The organism is Bacillus cereus group sp. BfR-BA-01331 (assembly GCF_022663915.1).
GTDB lineage: Bacteria > Bacillota > Bacilli > Bacillales > Bacillaceae_G > Bacillus_A > Bacillus_A mycoides.
Map to the genome: position 1 here is coordinate 36,466 of NZ_JAKUGJ010000022.1, position 22,458 is coordinate 58,923.

Sequence of the window (22,458 nt, forward strand, 5' to 3'; positions counted from 1 at the left end):
AAATCCTTCTTAAGAAATAGTATATGTAATGTATACAAAAATCAAAAATAACGCTGTATGTAACGGAGGAGATTGTATGAAAGTTTTTGTAACAGGTGCAAACGGAAATTTAGGTTCTAAAATTGTTGAGTATTTACTTACCAGATTATCAATTGAAGAAATAATTGTTGGTGTACGTGATGACAAGTCTGAAAAAGGACTAAGCTATAAAGAACAAGGCTTAGAAGTACGTGTAACGGATTTTGAAAATCAAGAAACCTTGTTTTCAGCATTCAAAGATGTTGATCGTTTATTCATCATGTCAACATTTGGTGACTTTGATACAGTTATACGTCAGCATACAAATGCAGTAGAAGCTGCCCAAGCAACAGGTGTAAAACAAATTATTTATCCAAGTGTTACAAGAGCAGAAGGAAATGACTTCTTCCTAGCAGGCATGCATAGAGCACGTGAAGTAGCAATTATTGAATCAGGTATTCCTTATGTGATTCTGCGTAACAACTGGTATGTAGAAAATGAACTTGGTACAATTCAAAGCTGTATGGCTGGTGCCCCTTGGGTGACTTCTGCAGGAGAAGGGAAAATCGGTTGGGTATATCGTCCGGATTTAGCTGAAGCAGCAGCGAATGTTTTGGTAGCTGATGGTCACAAAAATAAGATTTATGAACTTTCTGGTGAAAATTTAAAACAACAGCAATTTGTTGATACATTAAGTGAAGTATTAGGTAAAGAAATTCCTTTATTAGAAGTAGATGACTCTTCTTATGAAGAAATGTTAAAAGGTGCTGGAGTACCTGAAGCCTACCTTCCAATGTTAGTAATGACTCAAAAAGGGATTCGTGAAGGAGGATTAGAATCAACACATACCCATTTGAATTTCTTATTAGAACGTCAGGCTACACCATTAAAGCAAGCATTAACACATTTATTAGTAAATACAAAATAGATAAATCAAATTCTACAGCCGAGATCAAATAATAAATTTTGTATCTTACAAAGTGCCAGTCCACATTAGGAATGGCACTTCTTTATTACTGCCTTTACTTCGACCATCTATCACTTTAGTTAAAGAAGGATTTTTAAACAACATTATTATTTTTTAAAGGACTCTATTGCAAAATAAACATCTTTTTGTTACTTAACAAATTTACTTAGCTACGCAAAACACTATAATCTTTTGAATGAATTTCTAAGTTCAACTTATTTGAATAAGCCTTATTCAAAATAAGAAATACTATCCCTCCTGTAATTGGAAGCGTGTAAGCAGGGATATAATTTAATAATAATCCTGATAATGCCAATGCTATTGGCTGCATCATTTTACCTATACTTAATCCAATACTGAGTACTCTCCCCCTATATTCATCAGGAATCTCTTTTTGCATGAAATAAATTAAAGGAATATCAATTAATGCTATTATTAGCCCTAAAAAGAACATAACAACACAATACGTAATAACGTATACAAAATCATTTACTTCAAAACTTTTGAATAGAACTGGAATTCCTGAAATAATCATAAAAACTGCCAACATTGAACTTAACTTTTTTAAAAGATAGGAGTAAGAAAAACGATCAGTTATCTTTTTTACTAAAATTGCACCAATTATCATCCCTACAGGAAAAGTCCCTTGAATCATACCAAATTGCTTAGAACTTAGATTGAGAACCGTATTTATAATATATGGCAATGGAACAGTTACAGCAAAACCTAGGAAGAAATTAAGTGAAGTTAAAATACTAAACGTATTCTTTAAGCTTTCCTTTTCAATTAAGTAAGAAAACCCCTCTTTTATATCTTTAATAAAATTAATTTCTCTTTTTGAACATCCATCATTTATGTTGTACTTGAACAAGTTAAAGTGAATAAACAATATGGATATGCCCGAAAGAATAAATGAAATACCATTTATAATTATAAAAGTTTTTATATCTAAGACAGCAAAAACGATGCCCCCTAACATAGGACCGAGAATTAAAGATACAGAATCGATAATTTTACTTATAGAGTTAATACTCATTAACCTCTTTTCAGAGACGATATTTGGTTTTGCGGCTTCTAACCCTATTCCAAAGAATGTTGTAAATACCGACATAAGAAAGGTAGTAGTATAAATGATGAATAAGTTTAAATTATAATTGCTGCTTACTATATAAACAGCAATTAATAAGCTTCCATTTAATAGATCCATACAAACAACCAACTTCTTTTTATCAACCTTATCTGCAATTACACCGGCAAATGGATTCATAACAATCATTGGAATCGTTCCTAAAATGAGTGTAATTGCGAAATTTAATGCTGATCCGGTTATTTGTAAAACATATAATCCTAATGCGAAACTATAAATAGAGCTACCAAATATTGATACTGTTTTCCCAATTACATAGAGACAAATATTTCTTAGTTCTTGTTTTCTTTTTTCATTTTGTAAATGTAATCGTAAACTCCCCATAACTTTTCCCTCCCGCTTAACTTTGTATTACGTACAGTGTAAGTTCTCGGGTCAACCCAATATCAATATGCTAGTATTAAAAACTTTTAAAAGAAAAATTAAAAAAGATGGGGTTAACCCCATCTTTTTCCGAAAAATGAATATGTATAAATTTCTTCTCCTTGAACAAAGAAATCCTCGTATTTTCCTCCTCGTTCTATATATTCTGAAGTTCTTTCATCTATGGAATTAAACTGTAGCTTTTGGATTTCTTCCTTGACTTTTGAAGACGTAAAATTATCTCTTAATCTAGTTGTAATTTGGCTATTTATGCTAAAATTTTTAAATACAATAAATGAACTTAATAAATAACAATCAGGTTTGAATAGATATTTTAATTCGTGCAATAAAAATTTTTCATGCTCAAAACTGTAATTACTTGTACCAGACTGATCAATTACAATATCAACAGAATGGTTCTGAATAGGTATACTTAAAAAATCAGCGCAAATAAAAAGAATGTTTCTTTTGGAATTTCTTTTTTCAATTACATCTTTTAAAAATAGAAGTTTATTCAAATCTCGATCAACAGCAATATATAAGCAATCCTCTGGCAGCTCTTCATAAATATTTCGTAAAAAGAATCCAAGACCCGATCCTATATCAAGTATTACCTTGTCATTTAAATCTAGTTGTTTTAGTTTCTTTTTCGCCCATTCTCCTATTCTATGTATATTCTCCAAATAAGAAGAATCAGTTGCATGGATATAATCTGAAATAGGATCTTCAAAAGAAGCCCTGTCAGACGTTTCAAACGATTTATCTGCTGTTAAAATCCCTGAATTAATAACATATTCTTCGCCGCAATTACAAGTTAATTTCCCCTCCGTAATTTGATTACTATTAATAATTCCATCTTGAAGAATTAAATTTCCGCTACACTTAAAACATGTAAGAAAATTAAGCACCCTTAAATCTACCCCTAAAATTGAATTAGAAATCTCAGTTGTTATAGATAAATCATTTAACGCTGTCTTTAATTTATCTCTTCTTTCCTCTAAAATTTGTATTTCTTGTTCAATCTTTTCGTATTTCAATTTAAATAAAGATTGGTAAAAAGTATCTTTTTCATAATTTATAGATTTTGCTAAACTTTTATAAAGAAAAAGTTCTTTAATTTCATTCAAACTAAATCCTAGCCATTTGTACTCTAATATAAGCTCTACATCTTTTTGACAATACTCATCAAAAAAATAATGGCCACCCTTTTTTTCAGGAATAATTAGTCCGAGATCCATATAATGTCTAATTGTATCTATACTTATATTGTTTTTTTCTCCAAACTTTCCGATTTTCATAATATCACTACCATTTTAGTATTTGTTTATAAATACTTCTTTTCTAATAGTAGGAAATCCTTTTATCCATCTATGTATAATTATCTAGTATAGGGCAATTGTAGAAAAAAATAAAAAAACCCGCGAATCATTCACGGGTTTTCCTCTTAATAACTAATTGCTATTGTACCTTCACCTGCATGTACAGCAAATGAAATCGGCAATGGATACAGTTTGAAATCCATTTCAGGAAATGATTGTTTAATATCTGAAATCCATTCTTCAGCTCCATCTTTATCGTTAGCATAGAACATATGAAGTACTTTTGGTAATTCTTTTTCAAGCTCATTTTTAATGTATTCTCTACATTTTTGGATTTTACGCACTTTCTTTTCAAGTAAAAGTTCTCCGCCTTTTACTTCTAAGATTAAGTTGACACTTAATAAACTTCCAAGTAAAAATTGAACTCCCTTTACTCGACCACTTGCATATAAACCTTTTAAGCTTTTTGGAAATACATAAAAAGGCCTTCTTTTTTCATCTACTAATGTTTTATGTATATCTTGTAAAGTCATACCATCATTGTATAACGTTTTAGCTTTTCTCAAAAGTTCATCCATTGGATAACTTGTCGTTTCACTATCTAATACAGTTAAAGGGAAACCTGCCATATCAGCAGCTAACTTCATATTTTGATAGGTCCCACTTACTTTTCCGCTAATAGCAACTGCAAAGCCTTCTTCATATTCTTCTTTGCATTTAGTAAATAATTCTACCATTTCCCCTATGTTAGGTTGCGAAGTAGTAACTGTTCTTCCATCATTTAACGCTTCATAAAGACGTTTATGAACTCCTTCTTCACAATCCTTATAAGACACTCCATCAATAATAACTTCAATTGGGATAACAAAGTTATCACCATCTGTTGTAAAACTCGCAGTTGTACTATCAGTAAACCAAGCAACACGCTTCATGTTGTTCCTCCCTTATTCTGTTCCTCTTTTCTGACTTTTCTATATATTTATCTTACGAAAAGAGAATATCCCCTGTAATAGTAACAGGACTTTATTATTTTGGCTATAGTAGATGTATAATAAATGTGAATGTTTTTTGTCTATTTATCAAAAAAAAGAAAACCACACAATTTTCCGGCTTTCTTTTAACATTAAATTACTTAAATGTTTCGTTATCTAAAATGACAACATAATCATTCGTCATTCGCCCCGCTTCTTTCGTATAACTGACAAGTCGCTGGATGTTATCACAGCAAATCTTTGCTCCCCATACGAGTAACGGTACACCAATAAAATCAATATGAAATCTTCTAGAAAACAAACCGCCTAAAGTCATTGGCAATGGAACTGTTGGTGATGTATTAGAAAAAATAATCTTATCATGGTTTTGATAATGTTTTTGCAGAATCTCTCCTAAATGCTTCATTGCAGGTACAACGACCTTTGATGCCCCGCAGCCAATTGTATATACGGGATTCCCATATTCATCTTGTCCATGAAAAATAATTTTCCCCATATCTTCTGTTTTCAATTTATTAAAGTACTCCACATTTAAAATTTCTTCTTTCGTTAGCTTCCGATCAGTTGGTAATTTATTTAAATGATAAGCTGCAGCTAGCGAGGTTGTATGCGTTCCACCGAAATCTGTGTAGATAAAAATCATAATATCATCCCTTATTATAAAAAGTTCAATGTTAATTAGTATCACCATTCAAAAGATTGTTAAACAAGGGATGATTTTTTTTATACTCTTTGTGTTAATTCATTATATTTTTTCCAAATATAATATCGTCTACTAATTACTGTACCTAATGTGATACAAAGGAAGGCATTCGTTACAACCATTAATGTGGAGTGCGTACTGCCAGAAAACATACTTTGCTTAATCACGATTTTCGCACCTAAAATAACAAGGAGAATAATTGTACTTAACCAATTTCCTTTTCGTAATACATGACCCGTTTCACTATCTAACCGAAATGTTAAAGCTTTCCCCCTAATAATCCCAAGTGCCAATCCAATTCCAAACATTGCAACGAAGAGAAGTCCTTGCAATAAAGTTACTTGCTCCATGTGAACAATGGACTGAATTGTTACATAGCACAATAAAGCTGGAACAAGCCAAATACGATTAATTTTCACTTTACGTTCTTTCCCTTGCATTAAAACGATAATAAGAATAACAACGATAATATCCAATTAAATCCCCCCTATTTACACGTTTCCCTTTAAAAATTATATTCTTCTTTCTTTATTCGATACTTGAAATACAATATCTACATTAAATTGTAAAATATGGAGTGTTCTTTTACATCAGTCTTAAGCATTATTTATAAAAATAAAAAGACGTATTTTTTACTCGTACGTCTTCTAGTACCTGTATTCAAAACGAGTACATTCATGAACCCGTTTAAATTGTTTTCTTATCTCTTCTTTATTTTCACCTGTGTAATGAGTAAATGTTTGAACCGGATTTAACTGTTCTATATTACTTTTTATTACATCTTTTATTTCATCTGTATGATCAGAATATACGTGTAAATATGGATCTACGTTTACAAAAGCATTTTTTTCATACCATCCATGTACCCACAGATTGTCTCTAGTCCATGCTTCCAATCGATTTAGCTTAAGTTCTTTAGCTATCTTTTCTGCTTTATTTAATAGTTGATTACCAATGCTCCTTCTACGAAGATCCGGATGAACTGCAATATGCCAAATCATACCGCCAAGACCAGTTCCTCTTGAACAAACAGTACGTTCTTCTAATTCGTATTCAATATCTATTAAACCCACTATTTGATCTTCGTGTACAGCTACTAGTTCAATAGCGGGATTTTCATATTTTTCTTTCTCTCTAAGTACATTGTCATAATATGCTGTATCTAAAAAAGATAACGCACGGCAACGTACCTAGCTTATTTCGTCTTCTTTTTTATATCCATGTAATCACAAAACTCCTTCTATTTCTACCATTAGTTTTTCAGGTCCTGCCCCTTTATTTGATGGAATAACTAATGTAATTCCTAATTCCGGGTATACGGCCGAGCGAAAACTCACGCCTGGATCATATCCCATTACATGATATTTAAAAATATTTCCTTGTCTTTTTTCAATCCATATTCCATAGCCGTAAGACTGGTTATTATTCACTAAAATATGAGGAGTTAAAAGTAACTTCGTATATTCGTGGCTTAATATTTCGTTGTTAAATAGAGCTTCCCAAAATTTCACCATGTCTGGTGCAGTAATATAAGCACCACCATCAGAACCTCCTTTTATGGGTATAGAGTATGCATTTGTTCTCCATTTTTGACTATTTCCATCCTTTATATATCCGAGAGCTGTATGTTTTGGTAAATTATCTAAAGAGAAATAGCCTGAATCATTCATACCAACTGGAACAAATATGTTTCTTTCTATATATTCCGTAAATTCAAGTCCTGTCTGCTGTTCTATAATTAATCCAAGTATAATAAAACCTGCATTGTTATAGTAAAACTTACTTCCTGGTGTAAACATCATATTACTGTTTTGGAATAATGGTAAAAAGTCTTTTAAACTTTTTAATAGATACATAGGAGTTTGTTTCCAAAGGTCTTCAAAGTTATCCATGATACTTTCATCAAAATAATCTGGAATACCTGAACTATGCGTTAAAAGTTGATGTACTGTAATATCTTCATTAAAGTTTGGAAATTTAATATGTAGACAATCTTTTAACTTTGTATGAAAAGTAATTACACCTCTTTCAACAAGTTGACAGATACTGATAGCAGTGAATAATTTGCATCCTGAGGCAATTCCAAATCTTGTTTGTAGTGTATTGTTTATACATTCACTTCGGTTAGCATATCCAAATGAATTTTCATAAATAATATCATCATCTTTTTTTATTAAGACTACCCCAGAAAAATCTATATTCTGATGTATTTCTTTTACAAATTTTTCTATTTGATCTTTTGTTTTTATCATAATAACCACCCTTGTTTATTGGTATTGTTCTTTCCCCTTATTATTTTTCCATATATAGGGGAAAGAAACCTCCTATTCAACCCCCTAAGTTTCAAATAAAAACCAAGGGAACTATTTTGAATTTATTGATTCAGCGGAATATACCTTAGACTGCGATGGTAATAAAGTAAACACGCACAATATGATAGTAATAAGTAGCATTACCAATACTCCTACAATGACTACAAGTTGTATAGAAGTGAATTGAGTTGCAACGCCGAACAGAATCGTTATAAAAATTGTTAAAACAGCTATAACGAGCCCGTATATACTCCCGATTCGTCCCATCATATGAACCGGAACGTTATTTTGATAAAATGTGTAAAATCCTGTATTTGCATATGCCATAGAGAAAGATAAAACAAAGAATCCGATAGCAGCCATTAAAAACTCATTTGAAAAAGCATAAATCAAATATCCGATTGCAATGAATAATGATCCTATCCCAATTAGAAATGAAGGTGCTAATTTTTTTGATAAAATTGTATTTGTTATTGCTCCTAAAATAAAACCCGCACCAGCGGTACTAACTAAAAAGCCATACTCACTATCTGTTAACAATAAAACTTCTTTCGCAAACGATAGTTCAAGTGAATCTATAGCGGTAGCTAAAACCATCATTCCTTGGAATAGGAAATAAACACATACTATATACACAGATTTTTTGCTGAAATTTAAAACTATGTTCCAATCTTTCTTTAATACAGTTAGTGACAATTTATCATTGGATGTATTAAAATCGTCTTTTTTATCAAGATTAGGTAAAAGTAATGTAATGAACCCTGATAGCAAAAATGCTATAGCATTCATATATATAGCAAACTCTGGTGTACCAGTTATTAATAATATCCCTGCCACTGCTGGACCAATTAAAAATGCACCTGATCCTATTAAACTACGTAGTGAGTTGAAACGTTGTCTTTGCTCTACTGGAATTAATTTCGTCATATATGTCATAGCAGTTGGTTCATAAATCGCACTGGCCATGCTTATAAAAAATACTAAGAGATAGACAATCCAAAGGGATGGAACCAAGGGTAAAATAGCGATAAATACTACTCGATATATATCGAGGTGAATCATTAACTTTCGTTTATTTAAACGATCTATCATACTTCCTGACCAAGCGTTTGTAAATAAAGTGGCTAATGGTTTTATCACATATAAAGTAGCGACAGCTAAGGCTGAGCCACCCATATTATAGACAAGTACATTCAGTGCGATTAAATAAATCCATGCACCTAAATTCGCAATACCAACTCCGGACAATAGTAATAAAGGATATTTCAAATCTTTAAGTAATTTTTTCACTTTAGGCACCCGCTTTCTAAATTGTTTTAAAACAATAAAAAAATCCCACCCCCAAGACTTAAAGTCTTAGGGACGAGATTTATCATCGCGGTGCCACCCTAGTTTGTTAATATGTCGCCATATTAACCTTATCAGGTACTGCACTATTTTCATGCTTATACCTTAGCTCTATAACGGGAGCTCCCGTCACACCATCCACTTTTAAAAGGTTCCGATGTGCTGCTCAGAGGCTTGGTTCAATAAAGAATTTTTGCTCCTTTTCAGCTAAATGGAGCTCTCTGTGAAAAATTCATTTTATTTACTCTTCTCTTCACTGCATTTGATTTTTTCCATATTATCACATAGGTTTTATATTGTAAATGATTAAAAAGAATAATCAGTTTTTTAAAAGTGAGCAACCTTTATAATTTTGTGACTTGATTTTTTATTTATTAAAAAATACGGTGCGTGAAATTGCATGTAACTCTAACAAAAAGAGCCTATTATACTATAGACTCTTACAAAATTCGATATTAATTTGTACTCGCTTCTGCTAATGGTTCTAGAGGCGGTTCCAAATCTAGTTTTAAAGTATCACCTTCTTGTATATATTGTTCCTTTTCAATGCTTTGACTCGTTACATACCCTGTACCTGTTGTTTTTAAATCTAATTTCAACAACTTAGAGAAATACATAACATCACGCATTGACCAACCTTTTAGGTTAGGCATTTTCACATTACTTCCTACTAGAAATATGCGATCTCCTTCACTCATTACCTCGCCAGTCTGTGGATATTGTTTTATTATCTTTCCTTCTCCTAATAATACCGGCTGAAGTTTCTCTTTTTCTGCAATATTTTTTACGGTATCCATTGTTTGATTTACATAATTTTGTACTTTTATTTCAGATTTCTTTATTGCATCTGCCATTTGCTTTTCTGTATATGGTTTCACTTTTAAATATTCTAGACTATTTTTCATAACTGGTTTAAAAATTTCAGCAAGAGGCTGAGCACCGTATTCATTCCCCTTTAATTTAGGTTGCTTAATGGCTAAATATACGACTAATTGCGGATCATCAATTGGAGCCATTCCTAAGAATGAAAAAATATAATTATCTTTCCCTTCCATATATCGTCCATTTTCAGGATTCGGAATTTGCGCTGTCCCTGTTTTACCACCAATCGGATAACCATCAATTTTATACATCGTTCCCGTTCCTTTAGATGATGTTATAACACGCTCCATTAAGTTCCTTACCTTATCTGCGGTTTCTTTTTTAATCGGATTCCCTATTTCTTTAGGTTGATTTTCCATAATAACTTGTTTATTTGTTGGATTTACAACCTTATCAACAATATAAGGTTGCATCATTTTCCCGTCATTTGCTATAGCTGTGGCCGCTTGTACGATTTGAATAGGAGTTACAGTTGAGCCTTGGCCGAAAGATGTAGTAACTTGTTGAATTTGAGTATTTAACAATAATGTATTTTTACTTTCTCCAGGTAAATCTATCCCTGTTTTTTGATTGAAACCAAATTTATTCATATATTGCTTGAATTTATTTGGTTTCAGTAACTGGTCTTCTAAAATAGAAAAAGCAACGTTCGATGACCTTTCAAACCCTTCGTCAAATGTAATTGAGCCCCATCCATAGCCGCCATTATGATCTTTAATCTCTGCTGAACCAACTGCGTATTTTCCTGATTGGAAATATTCTTTCCCGTTATATACACCTTCATTAATTGCAGCAGCTAATGTAAAAACTTTCATTGTAGACCCTGGTTCGAATGCATTCGCAATTGGATCGTTTAAAAAATATTCAATGTCTCCCTTGTTAGGATTATAACTAGGCTTACTAGACATTGCTAAAATCTTACCTGTTTTTGGATCTGCAATAATTCCTACTAACATAGAAGGGTCATAGTGTTGCTCCGCTTTGTTCATTGCATCTTCTAAAAAACTATTAATTTGTTTATCAAGCGTAAGGTATACGTTATTTCCATTTTTAGCAGGTTCTACTTTTCCTATATCATTTGTAAGCGGGATTCCTTTTCGAGAGCCTACATATGCGACATTACCATTTGTAGAGCGCAAATATTTATCAAGACTTTGTTCAAGTCCAAACTTACCTTCTGCATTTCCTTTTTCATCTGGCCTAGCAAAACCTAGGATATATGATGCAAAGTCTTCGTTTGGATATACTCTAGCTTTTTCTGTCGTAAATGACACCCCTGGTATTTTTAATTTTTTTATTTCCTCCTTCACTTCTCTAGGTAAATTCCGTCCAATTTTACCAATTTCAACTTGCGTACGTCCTTCATGAAAATTTTTCATGATCTCCTCTTTATCAACTTCAAGCGCATCTGCTAAACGTTGTGCGGTATCTTCTTTATCTTTTAATTTATCTTTTCCTTTTAGGTTTACAACGATGCGATATGTCGTTGAGTCTTGGACTAATACTTTACCGTTTTGATCATAAATTGTCCCGCGATTTGCCTCTAAAACTCCATTTTTGTTTTGTTGTTCCTTCGCAAGATCCTTTACATTAACATTATGCACGACTCCTACTGCTTGAATATAAAATATACGTAAAAGCATAGTAAGAAACAAAACAATAAAAGCAATCATCATATATCGAGCGCCTTTATTCGTTTGAAGTTTATGCATACTAATCTCCTTTCCTTTACAATGCATTAATGCGAAGATGCACTTTTTTATTTTAGATACTATATTTTTCGTAGTTTTTTCAGTGAATTCCTCTAAAACGATAAGAAAACAATCTAAGTTGCTATTTGTTTCTGATCGTTTATGTTTTTAAATATAAAATACGGTGAGTGAAATTTTTCGAATCTTCAAATAAAAAAACCTACTTTTTGGTAGGTTCTTAAGTTTACGCTATGTGGTTATATTTCGCTAAAAAAGGAACTCGTTTTGCTACTAGTGCATACATTTTGAAAATAAAACTTGCTAACGGTTCAAATATACGTGCGCTTTGCATCACTAATCCACTTGTAATAAATGTTAAGAACGCAGCACCAAGTATATCTAGAGGATAATGAACGCCTACGTACATGCGTGATACACCGACTAATATTGCCCATATTAACGCGATATATTTAAGTTTTTCTCCTCTTAGAATAAATACGAAAGCAATCGAAAATACGAGTACAGAATGATCACTTACAAATGATGAATCTGCTGCATGCGGTACTAATTGATTTACATGATGTGTTATAAAAGGACGCGGATGGTAATATACCGCATGTATAAGAACATTTACTAATAATGCAATACTAACTGAAAGTGTCGTATATAACACTGTATATTGTTTTCTAATTGCATTCTCTTTCTTTCCATTATTGAACCATAGGATAAGCATGAATAGAATAGCTACATATGGAACACTATTTGTAATAGCGATCATTAGCGTATCTAATAGCTTGGATGATCCAGCAAAGTTATTAATCCATTGAAATACTGTGTAATTCATATTACTCTCCCCTTATTATTACTCATTGTACTTTAAATAAAGATACAAGTGTTCTTGATTTACACAGTATACAACATCAATATGAAAATGGGCTTAAACTTTTCTCATCTAATTCTCATTTTATTACTATTCATTTGACAATCGTGTAACTATTTACAAGAGCTAAGTATGTATAAAGCTTGTAAAACATTTTAAATAGTATGGTAAACACTTTATGCATGAATATAATACTTAACATGTTCATTTAAATATAATTTCTCTGAAATCATATTTTCATTCCATACGAAGGGCAATATTACCGAATTGTTCTCCTTGCTGCATTCGATTTAAAGCTTGAATTGCTTCTTCTAATGGATATACTTTATCAATGATTGGTTTAATATTATGTTCCTCTATAAAATGAATCATCGCATTAAACTCTTCACTGCTCCCCATTGATGTTCCCATAATATCGATTTGATTATAAAATAATGCTCGTAACGGTAATTCGATTTTATCTCCTGAACTTGCACCAAAGTTAACGATTCTTCCATTTGGTTTTAATATATCAAAATATTTTAAGAAAGTCGCCGGACCTATACTATCTATAATTAAATCCACTTTTTCCCCATGTAGGCACTCGTCCCAATTACCAGAACTATTAAAAGAAAAGTCTGCTCCATATTTTTCAGCAGCCTTTCTTTTGTCCTCTATCCTTGAAGTAACACTCACCTTTGCTCCAATTGCTTTAGCAAATAACATAGCATAAGTAGCTACACCACCGCCGATTCCCGGAATTAGGACATGTTCTTCAGGTTTTAATCTACCTTTTGTAAAAAGCGCTCTATATGCAGTTAATGCCGATAAAGATAAAACGCCAGATTCTTCCCACGTAAGATATGATGGCTTTTCCACTACATTTTCTGCTGGTACAATAACATATTCAGCAAACGTTCCATCGGCTGGTCCACCTAGTACTTCAGGTAACTCTGGTATTTCATGAGTATTATTCCATCCAATACTAGGGTTAATAATAACCTCGGTATGTAGTGAAATATTTGAAACTCCTTCTCCTAGTTCTATAACAATACCTGCACCATCTGACCCTAAAACTAATGGTAGTTCCATTTCTTTTCTATTATTCATTATAAATAAATCACGATGATTTAAACCTGCTGCTCTTAATTTCACTTTAACTTCCCCCACATTAGGAGTTATCTCCGGTGATAATTTATATTCTAAACCTTCTAACCCTTTTTTATGTTGATGTACAATAGCTTTCATTAATTATTCCCCCTTAATCCTTTCAATGTACTTTAAATATCGAAATAAATAAAATAATTTGATTACTAAGCATCAAAAAAGGAGGAAATACAAAATGTATTCCTCCTTTTAAAGAGTATTTTCAAAAAGAATTTTTTACCTTTAACTATTCATGTGTAGTATCAGGAAATGTAATTGTAACAATTGTTCCTTCGTTTTCTTTACTCTCTAATTGAATAGCTCCGTTATATTTTTCTACAAGCCTTTTTGCAATTGATAAACCTAGCCCATTTCCACCTTGTTTTCGGCTTCTCGCTTTATCAACTCTATAAAAACGGTTAAGAACAAATGGTAAATCTGCTTCAGGTATTCCTGCCCCATGATCTATTATTCGGATTTTAATTTTTCCTGACCGCATACTTGATTCAATGCAAATATACTTAGTAGCTTCTTTTGTATATTTCACTGCATTATCCATTACAATAATAATTATTTGTTCTAAGTAAGATGATGGTATTGAAACATACGCTTCATCTGCATCCAATTTCATATCAAATTGAAAGTCAGTTTGCAGTATTGCAAAGTTTTGTGTAACTTGTTTTAATACGCTATTAACATGGACTCGTTCGACTGCTATTGGATGCATCTGTTCTGCTTCAGCTCTTGATAGTTCTAGCAGTTCTGAAACTAATTTATTTAATCGATCTACTTCTTTTAGACTAGATTGAAGAGATTTATCCAATACTGCTGAATCATTTTTCCCCCATCGATTCAGCATTGATAAGTGCCCTTGAATAATTGTTAATGGTGTTCTTAATTCATGAGATGCGTCTTCTACAAACTGTTTTTGCTGTGTAAAAGAAGTTTCTACTTCATCCATCATTTCATTAAAAAGAATCGATAATTTTGCGAGTTCATCATTATTTTCTCGTACTGGAACTCTTTCATTTAGTCCGTTTTTCTTAATACGCTTCATCGTATCCGTTATGTTTTGAACACTTGATAAAAGCTTTTTCGTTATAAGTATTCCGCCTAAAAAACTAAACACTAATCCACATATCCCTGCAAAGACCATTACCACTAAGATAATTTTTAATAAATGATCAAATGTCTCTAAGTTTTTCGTAAGTTCAATAGTTCCCGTGAATTTTTTTGTTTGAATTGGTATGCGCTCAACTAATATTCGATCTTCTATATGTCTTTTTATTAAGGATTCATCTTGGGTAACCTGTTTTGGTTTTATCCAAGCTTCATTAAAATCTCGAGAAACAGTAACAATGGGCTTTCCATCATTTCCGATAATACGAATCATTTGATGTTTATCAATCATATTATTTAGAAATTCTTTACTATTTTCAAATGTTTTGCTCGAGAGCGTTTCGTTTTTATCTTGAAAATATGCCGCTATTTCTGTCAATTGTCTGTTTATTTGTTTCTGTTCATAATCTATAGTCCACTTATTAATTACAATGAATTGTAACGTGCTATACAAAATAAACAAAATGAATACTAGTGTAGTGGACCAAAGTGTTAATTTCCACTTTATAGGTAAATTCCGAATTCGGTGCACAATGTTTTTTATCATTTCATTATATATCCAGCACCGCGGACTGTTTGGATATACTCCTCCTTATCCACACTATGTAACTTATTACGTAAATAACGAACATATACATCGACTATATTCGTCTCAACCATTGCATCATAACCCCATACTTGGTCCAGTAAAATATCACGGGTAAGAACTCGATTAATATTTTTCATAAACATAAGCAGTAGCTCGAATTCTTTATTTGTAAGTTCAATTTCTTCATTTCCTTTAGTTATAGTTCGAGATTCAATCTGAAGCTGTAGATCTTTAAACGAAAGAAATGATGCGTGCTTTTGCTCTGTATTTTCTTCTCTCCTAAAAATCACTCTCATACGTGCTAAAAGTTCTTCAATTGCAAACGGTTTTGGAAGATAATCATCAGCTCCACTATCTAACCCTGTCACACGGTCCATAATACTATCACGAGCAGTCAACATAATAATAGGTGTACTTTTAGTTGCTCTTAGTCGACGACATACTTCCAGTCCGTTTAATCCTGGTAACATTAAATCAAGTAATATGAGATCGTAATTCTTTTCAAGTGCTGCTTCTAATCCCTTTCTTCCATCAAGTTGTATATCTACTATATATCCTTCATACTTTAATTCTAATTCTAAAAAATCTGCTAAGCTTTCCTCATCCTCAATAATTAGTATATGTTGCAACGATACTTCCTCCTATACGATTAAATGAATAAATAATCCTATTCCGAATATGACTGCAATAATTTGATGTGCTTTTCGATACATCTTCAATTTTGTTTTCTGATTAGATTTCTGTAAAACAAATCCCGCAACCCCTAATGTTATTAAGGTTAAAAGAGAAAATATACCACTGTATATTAGTATTATATGACGACTTCCTTTTATTAAAAAGTAAACACCGTGAGTAGTCGCAACAGCTATTACAGCGTATCCAATTAATACGTGAAAATGTTTTATAAAAAGATATAGCTCTTTAATTATTTTAAATCCGTGAATATGTTTCTTCTTTAAAAATAACCATATATGACGTAAGAACCATAATGATGCAGCTATAATTACCCCGTATTCACCTAAAGAACCTAATTTCTTATTTAGCCATTGTACATTTAATACATTCCCGTACAAAACATTAATAAATAGCAATTCTACACTACAAACAATAATAGTAATACCGATGATTTTAACATATATATGGAAATATTTATTTCTAAGTATTTTCTCCATTTTATATAATCTCCTTTTGACTCAAAAGCTCTATACTCAGCAGTGTATCAAGTAAAAGAGAGAATAGCATGAGAGAAAGATTAAAATAAAATGAGAATCTGCAGACTACTTATATTTTATTTATCTCCTTTTTGGCCAATTCTAATATGTTGCAAATAAACGGTGCTTTTGCATTTGTATATGAAACACGATCAAAAGGATATGCAGCAGCAAGCATCTCTTTTAATACTCTATATTCTTCACGTGCCCACTCATGATTTATTAGAAAGTCTCGAAATAAAAGGTTGTTCCTCCATTCCTCGCTATTATAAATATAAACATGTAAATGGTGGGTACCAGCTCTCCATTTACCTTTTCTAAAAAAACGCCAATTAGGTGTTTTTTTAGGAACATATTCATAGCCAATTTCTTCTAGGGCTTCCCTCCAATTTCCGGTAATTTGTAAATTTGTTACGCCGATCATCATATCAATAAGAGGTTTAGCCCCTAACCCTTCTACGGCTGTGCTTCCGATATGTTCAATGGCAATAATTTCTTCATGGAGTAACGGCACAATTTTATTTTTTTCAGTTAAAAACTCTGTATGCCAATATTGTTGGTACGGTTTAATTATGATTTTTCCATCCATTTGCTTTCCTCCTTATAACTATATATTATTATATTTATAAAATCTAAGTTTATAAATATAGGGATTTCACAAAATATGTCGAATACTGTAAGGGACAACTTAATTATATTAAATTTGAGGTGAATTATGAAAGATATTCCAGTTAAAATTCAGTTAGATACTATAACATTCCAACTAAAAAAACATCATAATTTTGATTGGCTTACAAAACTAGGTACAGTATTTGCGGTTTTTGACCAACAAGATTCCGGTAATATAAGTTTTGGTGTTGAAAAGAATGGGAAAAAGAACTTTATAAAATATGCAGGGGCACAAACACTCGCATATAATGCTTCTACAAATGAAGCTATACAAAGATTAAAAAGCTCAGTTACTATATACAATGAATTAAAACACGTTTCTCTTATAAGTTTAATTGATCACTATCCTATAAAACATGGATATGTTTTAATTTTCGATTGGTTTGACGGTGAATGTCTTCACCCGCACTGGAGTTTCCCACCCCCAGCAAAATACAATGATCCTAACTCACCATTTTATAAATATAAGAAATTATCCGTTAAAAATAGGCTAATTTCATTAAATTCTATTTTTAATTTCCATACTTACGTTGAACACAAAAACTATGTAGCTATTGATTTTTATGACGGTAGTATTTTGTACAACTTTAAAACTAATGAAACAAAAATTTGTGATATTGATTTATACAGTAACAAACCGTATGTAAATAAGATGGGACGAATGTGGGGGTCATCTCGTTTTATGTCACCTGAAGAGTTTCAACTTAACTCTATAATAGACGGACAAACAAACGTATTTAATATGGGGGCTATAGCTTTTGCACTACTAGGTGGCGGGCAAGATCGTTCCTTTATGAAATGGGAAGCTAGTGAAGGCTTATATGAAGTAGCATACCGTGCTGTAAATGAAAATCGTAGTGAGCGCTATGCGTCAATGGAAGAGTTTAATAATGCATGGTTAAAAGCCTATAACACTGAAAATCTATAAAAACTACATACATTATAAAAGTACATGTAAAACTTGCACTTTTATAATGTATAATACATATGGGATTGAAATTCAGGATAACGGGGCATGTATTATGAACTTTGTTTACATTAATCAAAATGTTTTAAATAATCTTCTTTATATTTTAAGCAGTATATTTGTTTTTTATTTTATTTATGATAGTGGGTACTTCGGGAAGAAATATAAGAAACTACTTATCATTCTTTGTACGAGTATCCCACTAATTTTATGCATGCGGTATCCCATCTATATGGATGAAAATTATATTCATGATTTAAGACAAATCCCCTTTTTAATTGGTACACTTTATGGTGGATTTCCAGTCGGTATTGCATTACTCATGATTTTATTAATAATACGTTTTATGTTTTATGGTTTTAGCCTGTTAACAATCATTGTTTATGGAACGATGTTAATAATTACAGCATTCGCATCATCAAAATTTAATACATACAATAGGAAAATAAAAGTAACTTCATCTATGTTTTTAACTTTTTTCCTTGCAATATTTACAACAGTAATTGTTTTAACTCTATCAGATTTTGAAGTGAATAATTTGTACATTATTTATTTCATTCTATTACCAACTATTTTAATATTATTTATGGTCTATTTTAATGAGGTTTTAAAAGATGCAATATTTATGCGATCAAAATTAATAAAAGTTGAAAAAATGGAGATTGTCAGCCAACTCGCTGCAAGTATTTCACATGAAGTAAGGAATCCATTGACTGTTGTAAAAGGATTTACACAACTTTTAAAAACACCCAATATAACTCAACAATCCAAAGATGAGTATATTGAACATATTCTTGAAGAGTTAAATCGTGCACAAGCAATTATTGATGATTACTTAACTTTTGCCAAACCAGCTTCAGAAAAACTAGATCATATTTCAGTGGAGCACGAGTTAAATCGAGTTATTAATATGATGTTGCCTTTTTGTAACATGAATAATATTAATATTACAAAAGAGTTCTCAGAGGGAACAATTATTGGTAATACACAGCACTTCCATCAATGTTTTTTAAATTTAATAAAAAACAGTATAGAAGCAATGCCATGTGGCGGTAATCTAATTATTTCTGCAACTGTCAGCAATAATAAGGTCATAATAAGGATTCAAGATAGTGGAGTTGGAATGTCGCAAGAGCAAATTAATCGATTTGGCGAACCGTATTTTAGTACAAAAACGAAAGGTACTGGTTTAGGTACGATGGTTGCTGTTAAAATTATTGAAACGATGCGAGGCAATTTAAAAATTCGAAGTATCGTTAATAAAGGAACTACTTTAACTATTACATTCCCAAAATATAATAATGAGAGCACGTTGCATAATAAATAAAAAAGGAGCATAATAGCTCCTTTTTTATTTCGATACAAAAGTATCTGCTATGTTTTTTAAATTTACATTTAGAAGAGACTAATTAGAAATTAGTACCCTTAGCTCCAACAACTACATCCAACAATAATTAATAAAATAAATAACACAACTAATAAAGCGAAACCTCCACCAAAACCACAAGAACCGCCGAAACTCATATTTTCTCCTCCTTTTGGTTTGAAAACTAATAGGTAGTTGATCATTTTAACTGGTTCGTATTATACAGTATGTATATCTCCCTTTTTTGAGCATGTCTTCATAAAAATTAGTAAAAGCACTCTATTGAGAGTGCTTTAAAATGGGTACCAGAAGCTTTGGAATACATTCAGCTTTAAGTAAACTGCAATAATCAAAATGATAATACCAACAAAAAGTGTGATGTAATCCTCCTTTTGTGCGTCTTTTGCATAGTACCACGTTCGTTTATCATTTTTTCCAAAACCTCTTAAATCCATTGCATTTGAAACAGTATCAATCCTTTCTAATGAATGAATAATAAGTGGCCAAAAAATTAAAACACGGTTTTTCATACGAATCCACAAGCTCGCTTCTCCTTTTTCAAAAGGTACGCCTCTTGCTTCCTGCGCGTGTCTAATGATTATATATTCAGATTGAATGCTTGGTATATAACGCAGTGCAATATTTATTGCATATGTAATTTTATAAGGAACAGCAAATTTATTTAAGCTGCTCACAAATTCACTTGGATGAGTTGTATAAATAAAAAGAAGTGTAAATGGTAATAACGTAAAATATTTCAATGAAAGTGTAGCTGCATAAAATAAAGTTTCATATGTAATTGTTGCATAACCTATATAAAAAAAAGAGGTATACGATCCCGTTAATTCCGATCCATGGGTGGGCGTAATGAAAAGAATCATAACGGAATTTAATAAACTAAATGTAAATATAACGCTGAAAATAACTATAATTTTACGCAATTGAATTTTTGCAATTAAGAGGCCGATACATCCAACAATAAATAAAATTAGCAATATACGAAAATCAAAAAATAAAAAAGTAAGTGTCATACAAAATATAAATAAAGATAATTTAATTGCACCATCCATACGATAAAAATACGTATTATGCATATTCCTCCCTCCTATTAGCTTCAATATAAAGTTTCACAAATGTTTCTGGAGTTGGAATTCCGCTTAATTTAGCTAGTTTTATTAATGAAATCTCCCGTAGATTAGCTCTTTGTAACGTTCCTCGATCCCCTAAAACAGCAGATACAGTATTGTCCGCAATAATTTTCCCTTCATGCAGAACTACCGCTCGATCTGCATATTCTAAAGCAAGATTCATATCGTGTGTGATAATAATAAAGGATATGCCCCTTTTAGCCAGTTTTCTAATAAACGACATAAACTGTTTGTAATGATAATAATCTTGTCCAGCTGTTGGCTCATCTAATACAATAAGTTTTGGGTTTGTTATAAGTACAGATGCAATAGTAAGCCTCTTTTTTTGTCCATAGCTTAATGCCTGAATTGGCCAGTTACGAAATGGATATAATCCACAAATTCTTAAAGCTTTTTCGACTCTTGTCTCAATCTCATCTTTAGAAACCTTTTTTAATTTTAATGAATATGAAACCTCTTCTAAAACAGTAGGCTGTGTAATCATTTGATTTGGGTTTTGCATAACGTAAGAAATAACTTCCCCGCGTTTACGAATAGACCAACAATTTATATTTTCTCCATCGAATGTTATTCTCCCATTCTCTGTTTTATTTATTCCTATAAGAGTATGAGCTAATGTCGATTTTCCTGCTCCATTATGACCCAATAACGCTACTATTTCTCCCTCTCCTATTGAAAGGTTGATATCTTCTAAGGCTGTATGTTTGTTATTGTACGTAAATGATAAATTTTCTATCTTGCATAAAGCTTTTTTAATATATTTGTTTTTTGATGAAACTTGCTTCTGCATCCAGTTCTTTAATAGGCTATGAACGTCTGCATTACGAAGATTTTCAATTGGAAATACCCTAACATTATTACTGTCAAAATTTAATTTCTTTAGCGCCTCGATATAAATAGGTTCTCTTAATCCGATATTTGGTAATATATCAGAATTTAAAATACTATCCGGTGAACCAGCGGCAATAACTTCTCCCTCATCTATTAAAATAATTTTATCTAAATCAAGGTTTAATATTTCTTCTATTCGATGTTCAATAATTACAATTGTTTTATTATATTTCTCATGTATATTTTTAATGAGTTCTATTGTATTCAAACTACATGCAGGATCCAAATTAGCTAACGGTTCATCAAATAATAATATATCTGCATTTGTCGTTAGCAGACCTGCAAGAGAGACTGTCTGTTTTTGACCTCCTGATAATTCATGTGGACTTTGTGTATGAAAGTCCTGCATGCTTACCTTTTTTAAAGAATCCGTAACAATCTTTCTCATTTCTATTTGATTTACACAATCGTTTTCTAATGCAAATGCTACATCCTCTTCGACAGTAAGGCCTATAAATTGTGCATCTTGATCTTGTAATATTGTCCCTACGTGTTTACTCTGTTCAAAAACACTACCTTTTCTCGGATCCTTTCCAGCTATTAAAATGTTACCGGTACTTATCCCTTCGTAAGAAAATGGGATTAGCCCATTTATACAATGAGCTAATGTTGACTTACCTGAACCACTTCGTCCAGCGATAAGTACCTTTTCCCCAGGATATATTTGAAATGTAATATCTTTTAAAGTAGGCTGCGTGGTATGCCTATATTGAAAGGTAAATTGTTCAAAAGAAATAATTGGTTGCATGTAT

Annotated in this window: 20 protein-coding genes, 1 pseudogene and 1 other annotated feature; of the genes and pseudogenes, 3 read left to right on the plus strand and 18 right to left on the minus strand. The window is 31.7% G+C overall.

Annotated elements, in window-relative coordinates:
• The first annotated feature begins 76 nt into the window (after positions 1–76).
• Positions 77–946 carry an SDR family oxidoreductase gene (locus MR155_RS25340; protein WP_242311422.1) on the plus strand — a complete coding sequence of 290 codons (870 nt, stop codon included), beginning with the start codon at positions 77–79 and terminating at the stop codon, positions 944–946.
• Between the two features lie 205 nt (positions 947–1,151).
• Here MR155_RS25340 and MR155_RS25345 read toward each other — a convergent pair whose 3' ends face one another.
• The 15 genes and pseudogenes from MR155_RS25345 to MR155_RS25415 form a co-directional block, all read right to left on the minus strand.
• On the minus strand, positions 1,152–2,456 hold the full coding sequence (locus MR155_RS25345) for an MFS transporter (protein WP_242311423.1): 1,305 nt from the start codon (positions 2,454–2,456) through the stop codon (positions 1,152–1,154).
• Positions 2,457–2,569: 113 nt separating this feature from the next.
• Positions 2,570–3,793 carry a methyltransferase domain-containing protein gene (locus tag MR155_RS25350; RefSeq protein ID WP_242311425.1) on the minus strand — a complete coding sequence of 408 codons (1,224 nt, stop codon included), beginning with the start codon at positions 3,791–3,793 and terminating at the stop codon, positions 2,570–2,572.
• Positions 3,794–3,939: 146 nt separating this feature from the next.
• Complete coding sequence (locus MR155_RS25355) at positions 3,940–4,746, minus strand: DegV family protein (RefSeq protein ID WP_078176616.1); 807 nt, start codon at positions 4,744–4,746, stop codon at positions 3,940–3,942.
• Between the two features lie 196 nt (positions 4,747–4,942).
• Complete coding sequence (locus MR155_RS25360) at positions 4,943–5,449, minus strand: DUF3189 family protein (RefSeq protein ID WP_002085266.1); 507 nt, start codon at positions 5,447–5,449, stop codon at positions 4,943–4,945.
• A gap of 80 nt (positions 5,450–5,529) precedes the next feature.
• Positions 5,530–5,985 carry a CcdC protein domain-containing protein gene (locus tag MR155_RS25365; RefSeq protein ID WP_016095464.1) on the minus strand — a complete coding sequence of 152 codons (456 nt, stop codon included), beginning with the start codon at positions 5,983–5,985 and terminating at the stop codon, positions 5,530–5,532.
• Positions 5,986–6,156: 171 nt separating this feature from the next.
• Positions 6,157–6,708 (minus strand): annotated as a pseudogene (locus MR155_RS25370) (GNAT family N-acetyltransferase).
• A 27-nt stretch (positions 6,709–6,735) separates the two neighbouring features.
• The gene (locus tag MR155_RS25375) at positions 6,736–7,761 is read right to left on the minus strand and encodes a serine hydrolase domain-containing protein (protein ID WP_242311427.1); all 1,026 of its coding nucleotides are present in this window, start codon (positions 7,759–7,761) and stop codon (positions 6,736–6,738) included.
• 111 nt (positions 7,762–7,872) lie between these two features.
• Positions 7,873–9,111 (minus strand): MFS transporter, encoded by a 1,239-nt coding sequence (locus MR155_RS25380; RefSeq protein WP_242311429.1) that lies wholly within the window; start codon positions 9,109–9,111, stop codon positions 7,873–7,875.
• A gap of 65 nt (positions 9,112–9,176) precedes the next feature.
• Positions 9,177–9,434 (minus strand) — a binding site (T-box leader).
• A gap of 189 nt (positions 9,435–9,623) precedes the next feature.
• Entirely contained in the window at positions 9,624–11,762 is a 2,139-nt protein-coding gene (locus tag MR155_RS25385; protein WP_242311431.1) for a penicillin-binding protein, read from the minus strand.
• Positions 11,763–11,985: 223 nt separating this feature from the next.
• Positions 11,986–12,585 carry an undecaprenyl-diphosphatase gene (locus MR155_RS25390; RefSeq protein WP_002085252.1) on the minus strand — a complete coding sequence of 200 codons (600 nt, stop codon included), beginning with the start codon at positions 12,583–12,585 and terminating at the stop codon, positions 11,986–11,988.
• A 273-nt stretch (positions 12,586–12,858) separates the two neighbouring features.
• Entirely contained in the window at positions 12,859–13,848 is a 990-nt protein-coding gene (locus tag MR155_RS25395; RefSeq protein WP_242311433.1) for a zinc-binding dehydrogenase, read from the minus strand.
• A 145-nt stretch (positions 13,849–13,993) separates the two neighbouring features.
• Positions 13,994–15,412, minus strand: coding sequence for a HAMP domain-containing histidine kinase (locus tag MR155_RS25400; RefSeq protein ID WP_242311435.1), 1,419 nt, complete (start codon positions 15,410–15,412; stop codon positions 13,994–13,996).
• Positions 15,409–16,083 (minus strand): response regulator transcription factor, encoded by a 675-nt coding sequence (locus MR155_RS25405; protein ID WP_002032425.1) that lies wholly within the window; start codon positions 16,081–16,083, stop codon positions 15,409–15,411. Before MR155_RS25405 ends, MR155_RS25400 begins: the two co-directional genes overlap by 4 nt.
• Positions 16,084–16,095: 12 nt before the next feature.
• Positions 16,096–16,626: a hypothetical protein gene (locus MR155_RS25410; RefSeq protein ID WP_242311437.1), complete on the minus strand. Its 531-nt coding sequence runs from the start codon at positions 16,624–16,626 to the stop codon at positions 16,096–16,098.
• Positions 16,627–16,735: 109 nt separating this feature from the next.
• Positions 16,736–17,254, minus strand: a complete 519-nt coding sequence (locus MR155_RS25415) for a GrpB family protein (RefSeq protein ID WP_242311438.1) — start codon at positions 17,252–17,254, stop codon at positions 16,736–16,738.
• A gap of 126 nt (positions 17,255–17,380) precedes the next feature.
• On the opposite strand from MR155_RS25415, the gene MR155_RS25420 reads away from it, so the two are divergent.
• Both MR155_RS25420 and MR155_RS25425 read left to right on the plus strand, forming a co-directional pair.
• The gene (locus tag MR155_RS25420; protein ID WP_242311439.1) at positions 17,381–18,262 is read left to right on the plus strand and encodes a protein kinase family protein; all 882 of its coding nucleotides are present in this window, start codon (positions 17,381–17,383) and stop codon (positions 18,260–18,262) included.
• Between the two features lie 46 nt (positions 18,263–18,308).
• Complete coding sequence (locus MR155_RS25425) at positions 18,309–19,628, plus strand: sensor histidine kinase (RefSeq protein ID WP_113936369.1); 1,320 nt, start codon at positions 18,309–18,311, stop codon at positions 19,626–19,628.
• 98 nt (positions 19,629–19,726) lie between these two features.
• Here the strand turns inward: MR155_RS25425 and MR155_RS25430 are convergent, their stop codons facing one another.
• From MR155_RS25430 to MR155_RS25440, 3 genes are all read right to left on the minus strand, one after another.
• Positions 19,727–19,825 carry a YjcZ family sporulation protein gene (locus MR155_RS25430; protein WP_000007808.1) on the minus strand — a complete coding sequence of 33 codons (99 nt, stop codon included), beginning with the start codon at positions 19,823–19,825 and terminating at the stop codon, positions 19,727–19,729.
• A gap of 135 nt (positions 19,826–19,960) precedes the next feature.
• Positions 19,961–20,761: an energy-coupling factor transporter transmembrane component T family protein gene (locus MR155_RS25435; protein ID WP_219302469.1), complete on the minus strand. Its 801-nt coding sequence runs from the start codon at positions 20,759–20,761 to the stop codon at positions 19,961–19,963.
• The gene (locus MR155_RS25440; protein ID WP_219302472.1) at positions 20,754–22,454 is read right to left on the minus strand and encodes an ABC transporter ATP-binding protein; all 1,701 of its coding nucleotides are present in this window, start codon (positions 22,452–22,454) and stop codon (positions 20,754–20,756) included. Before MR155_RS25440 ends, MR155_RS25435 begins: the two co-directional genes overlap by 8 nt.
• Positions 22,455–22,458: the final 4 nt, after the last annotated feature.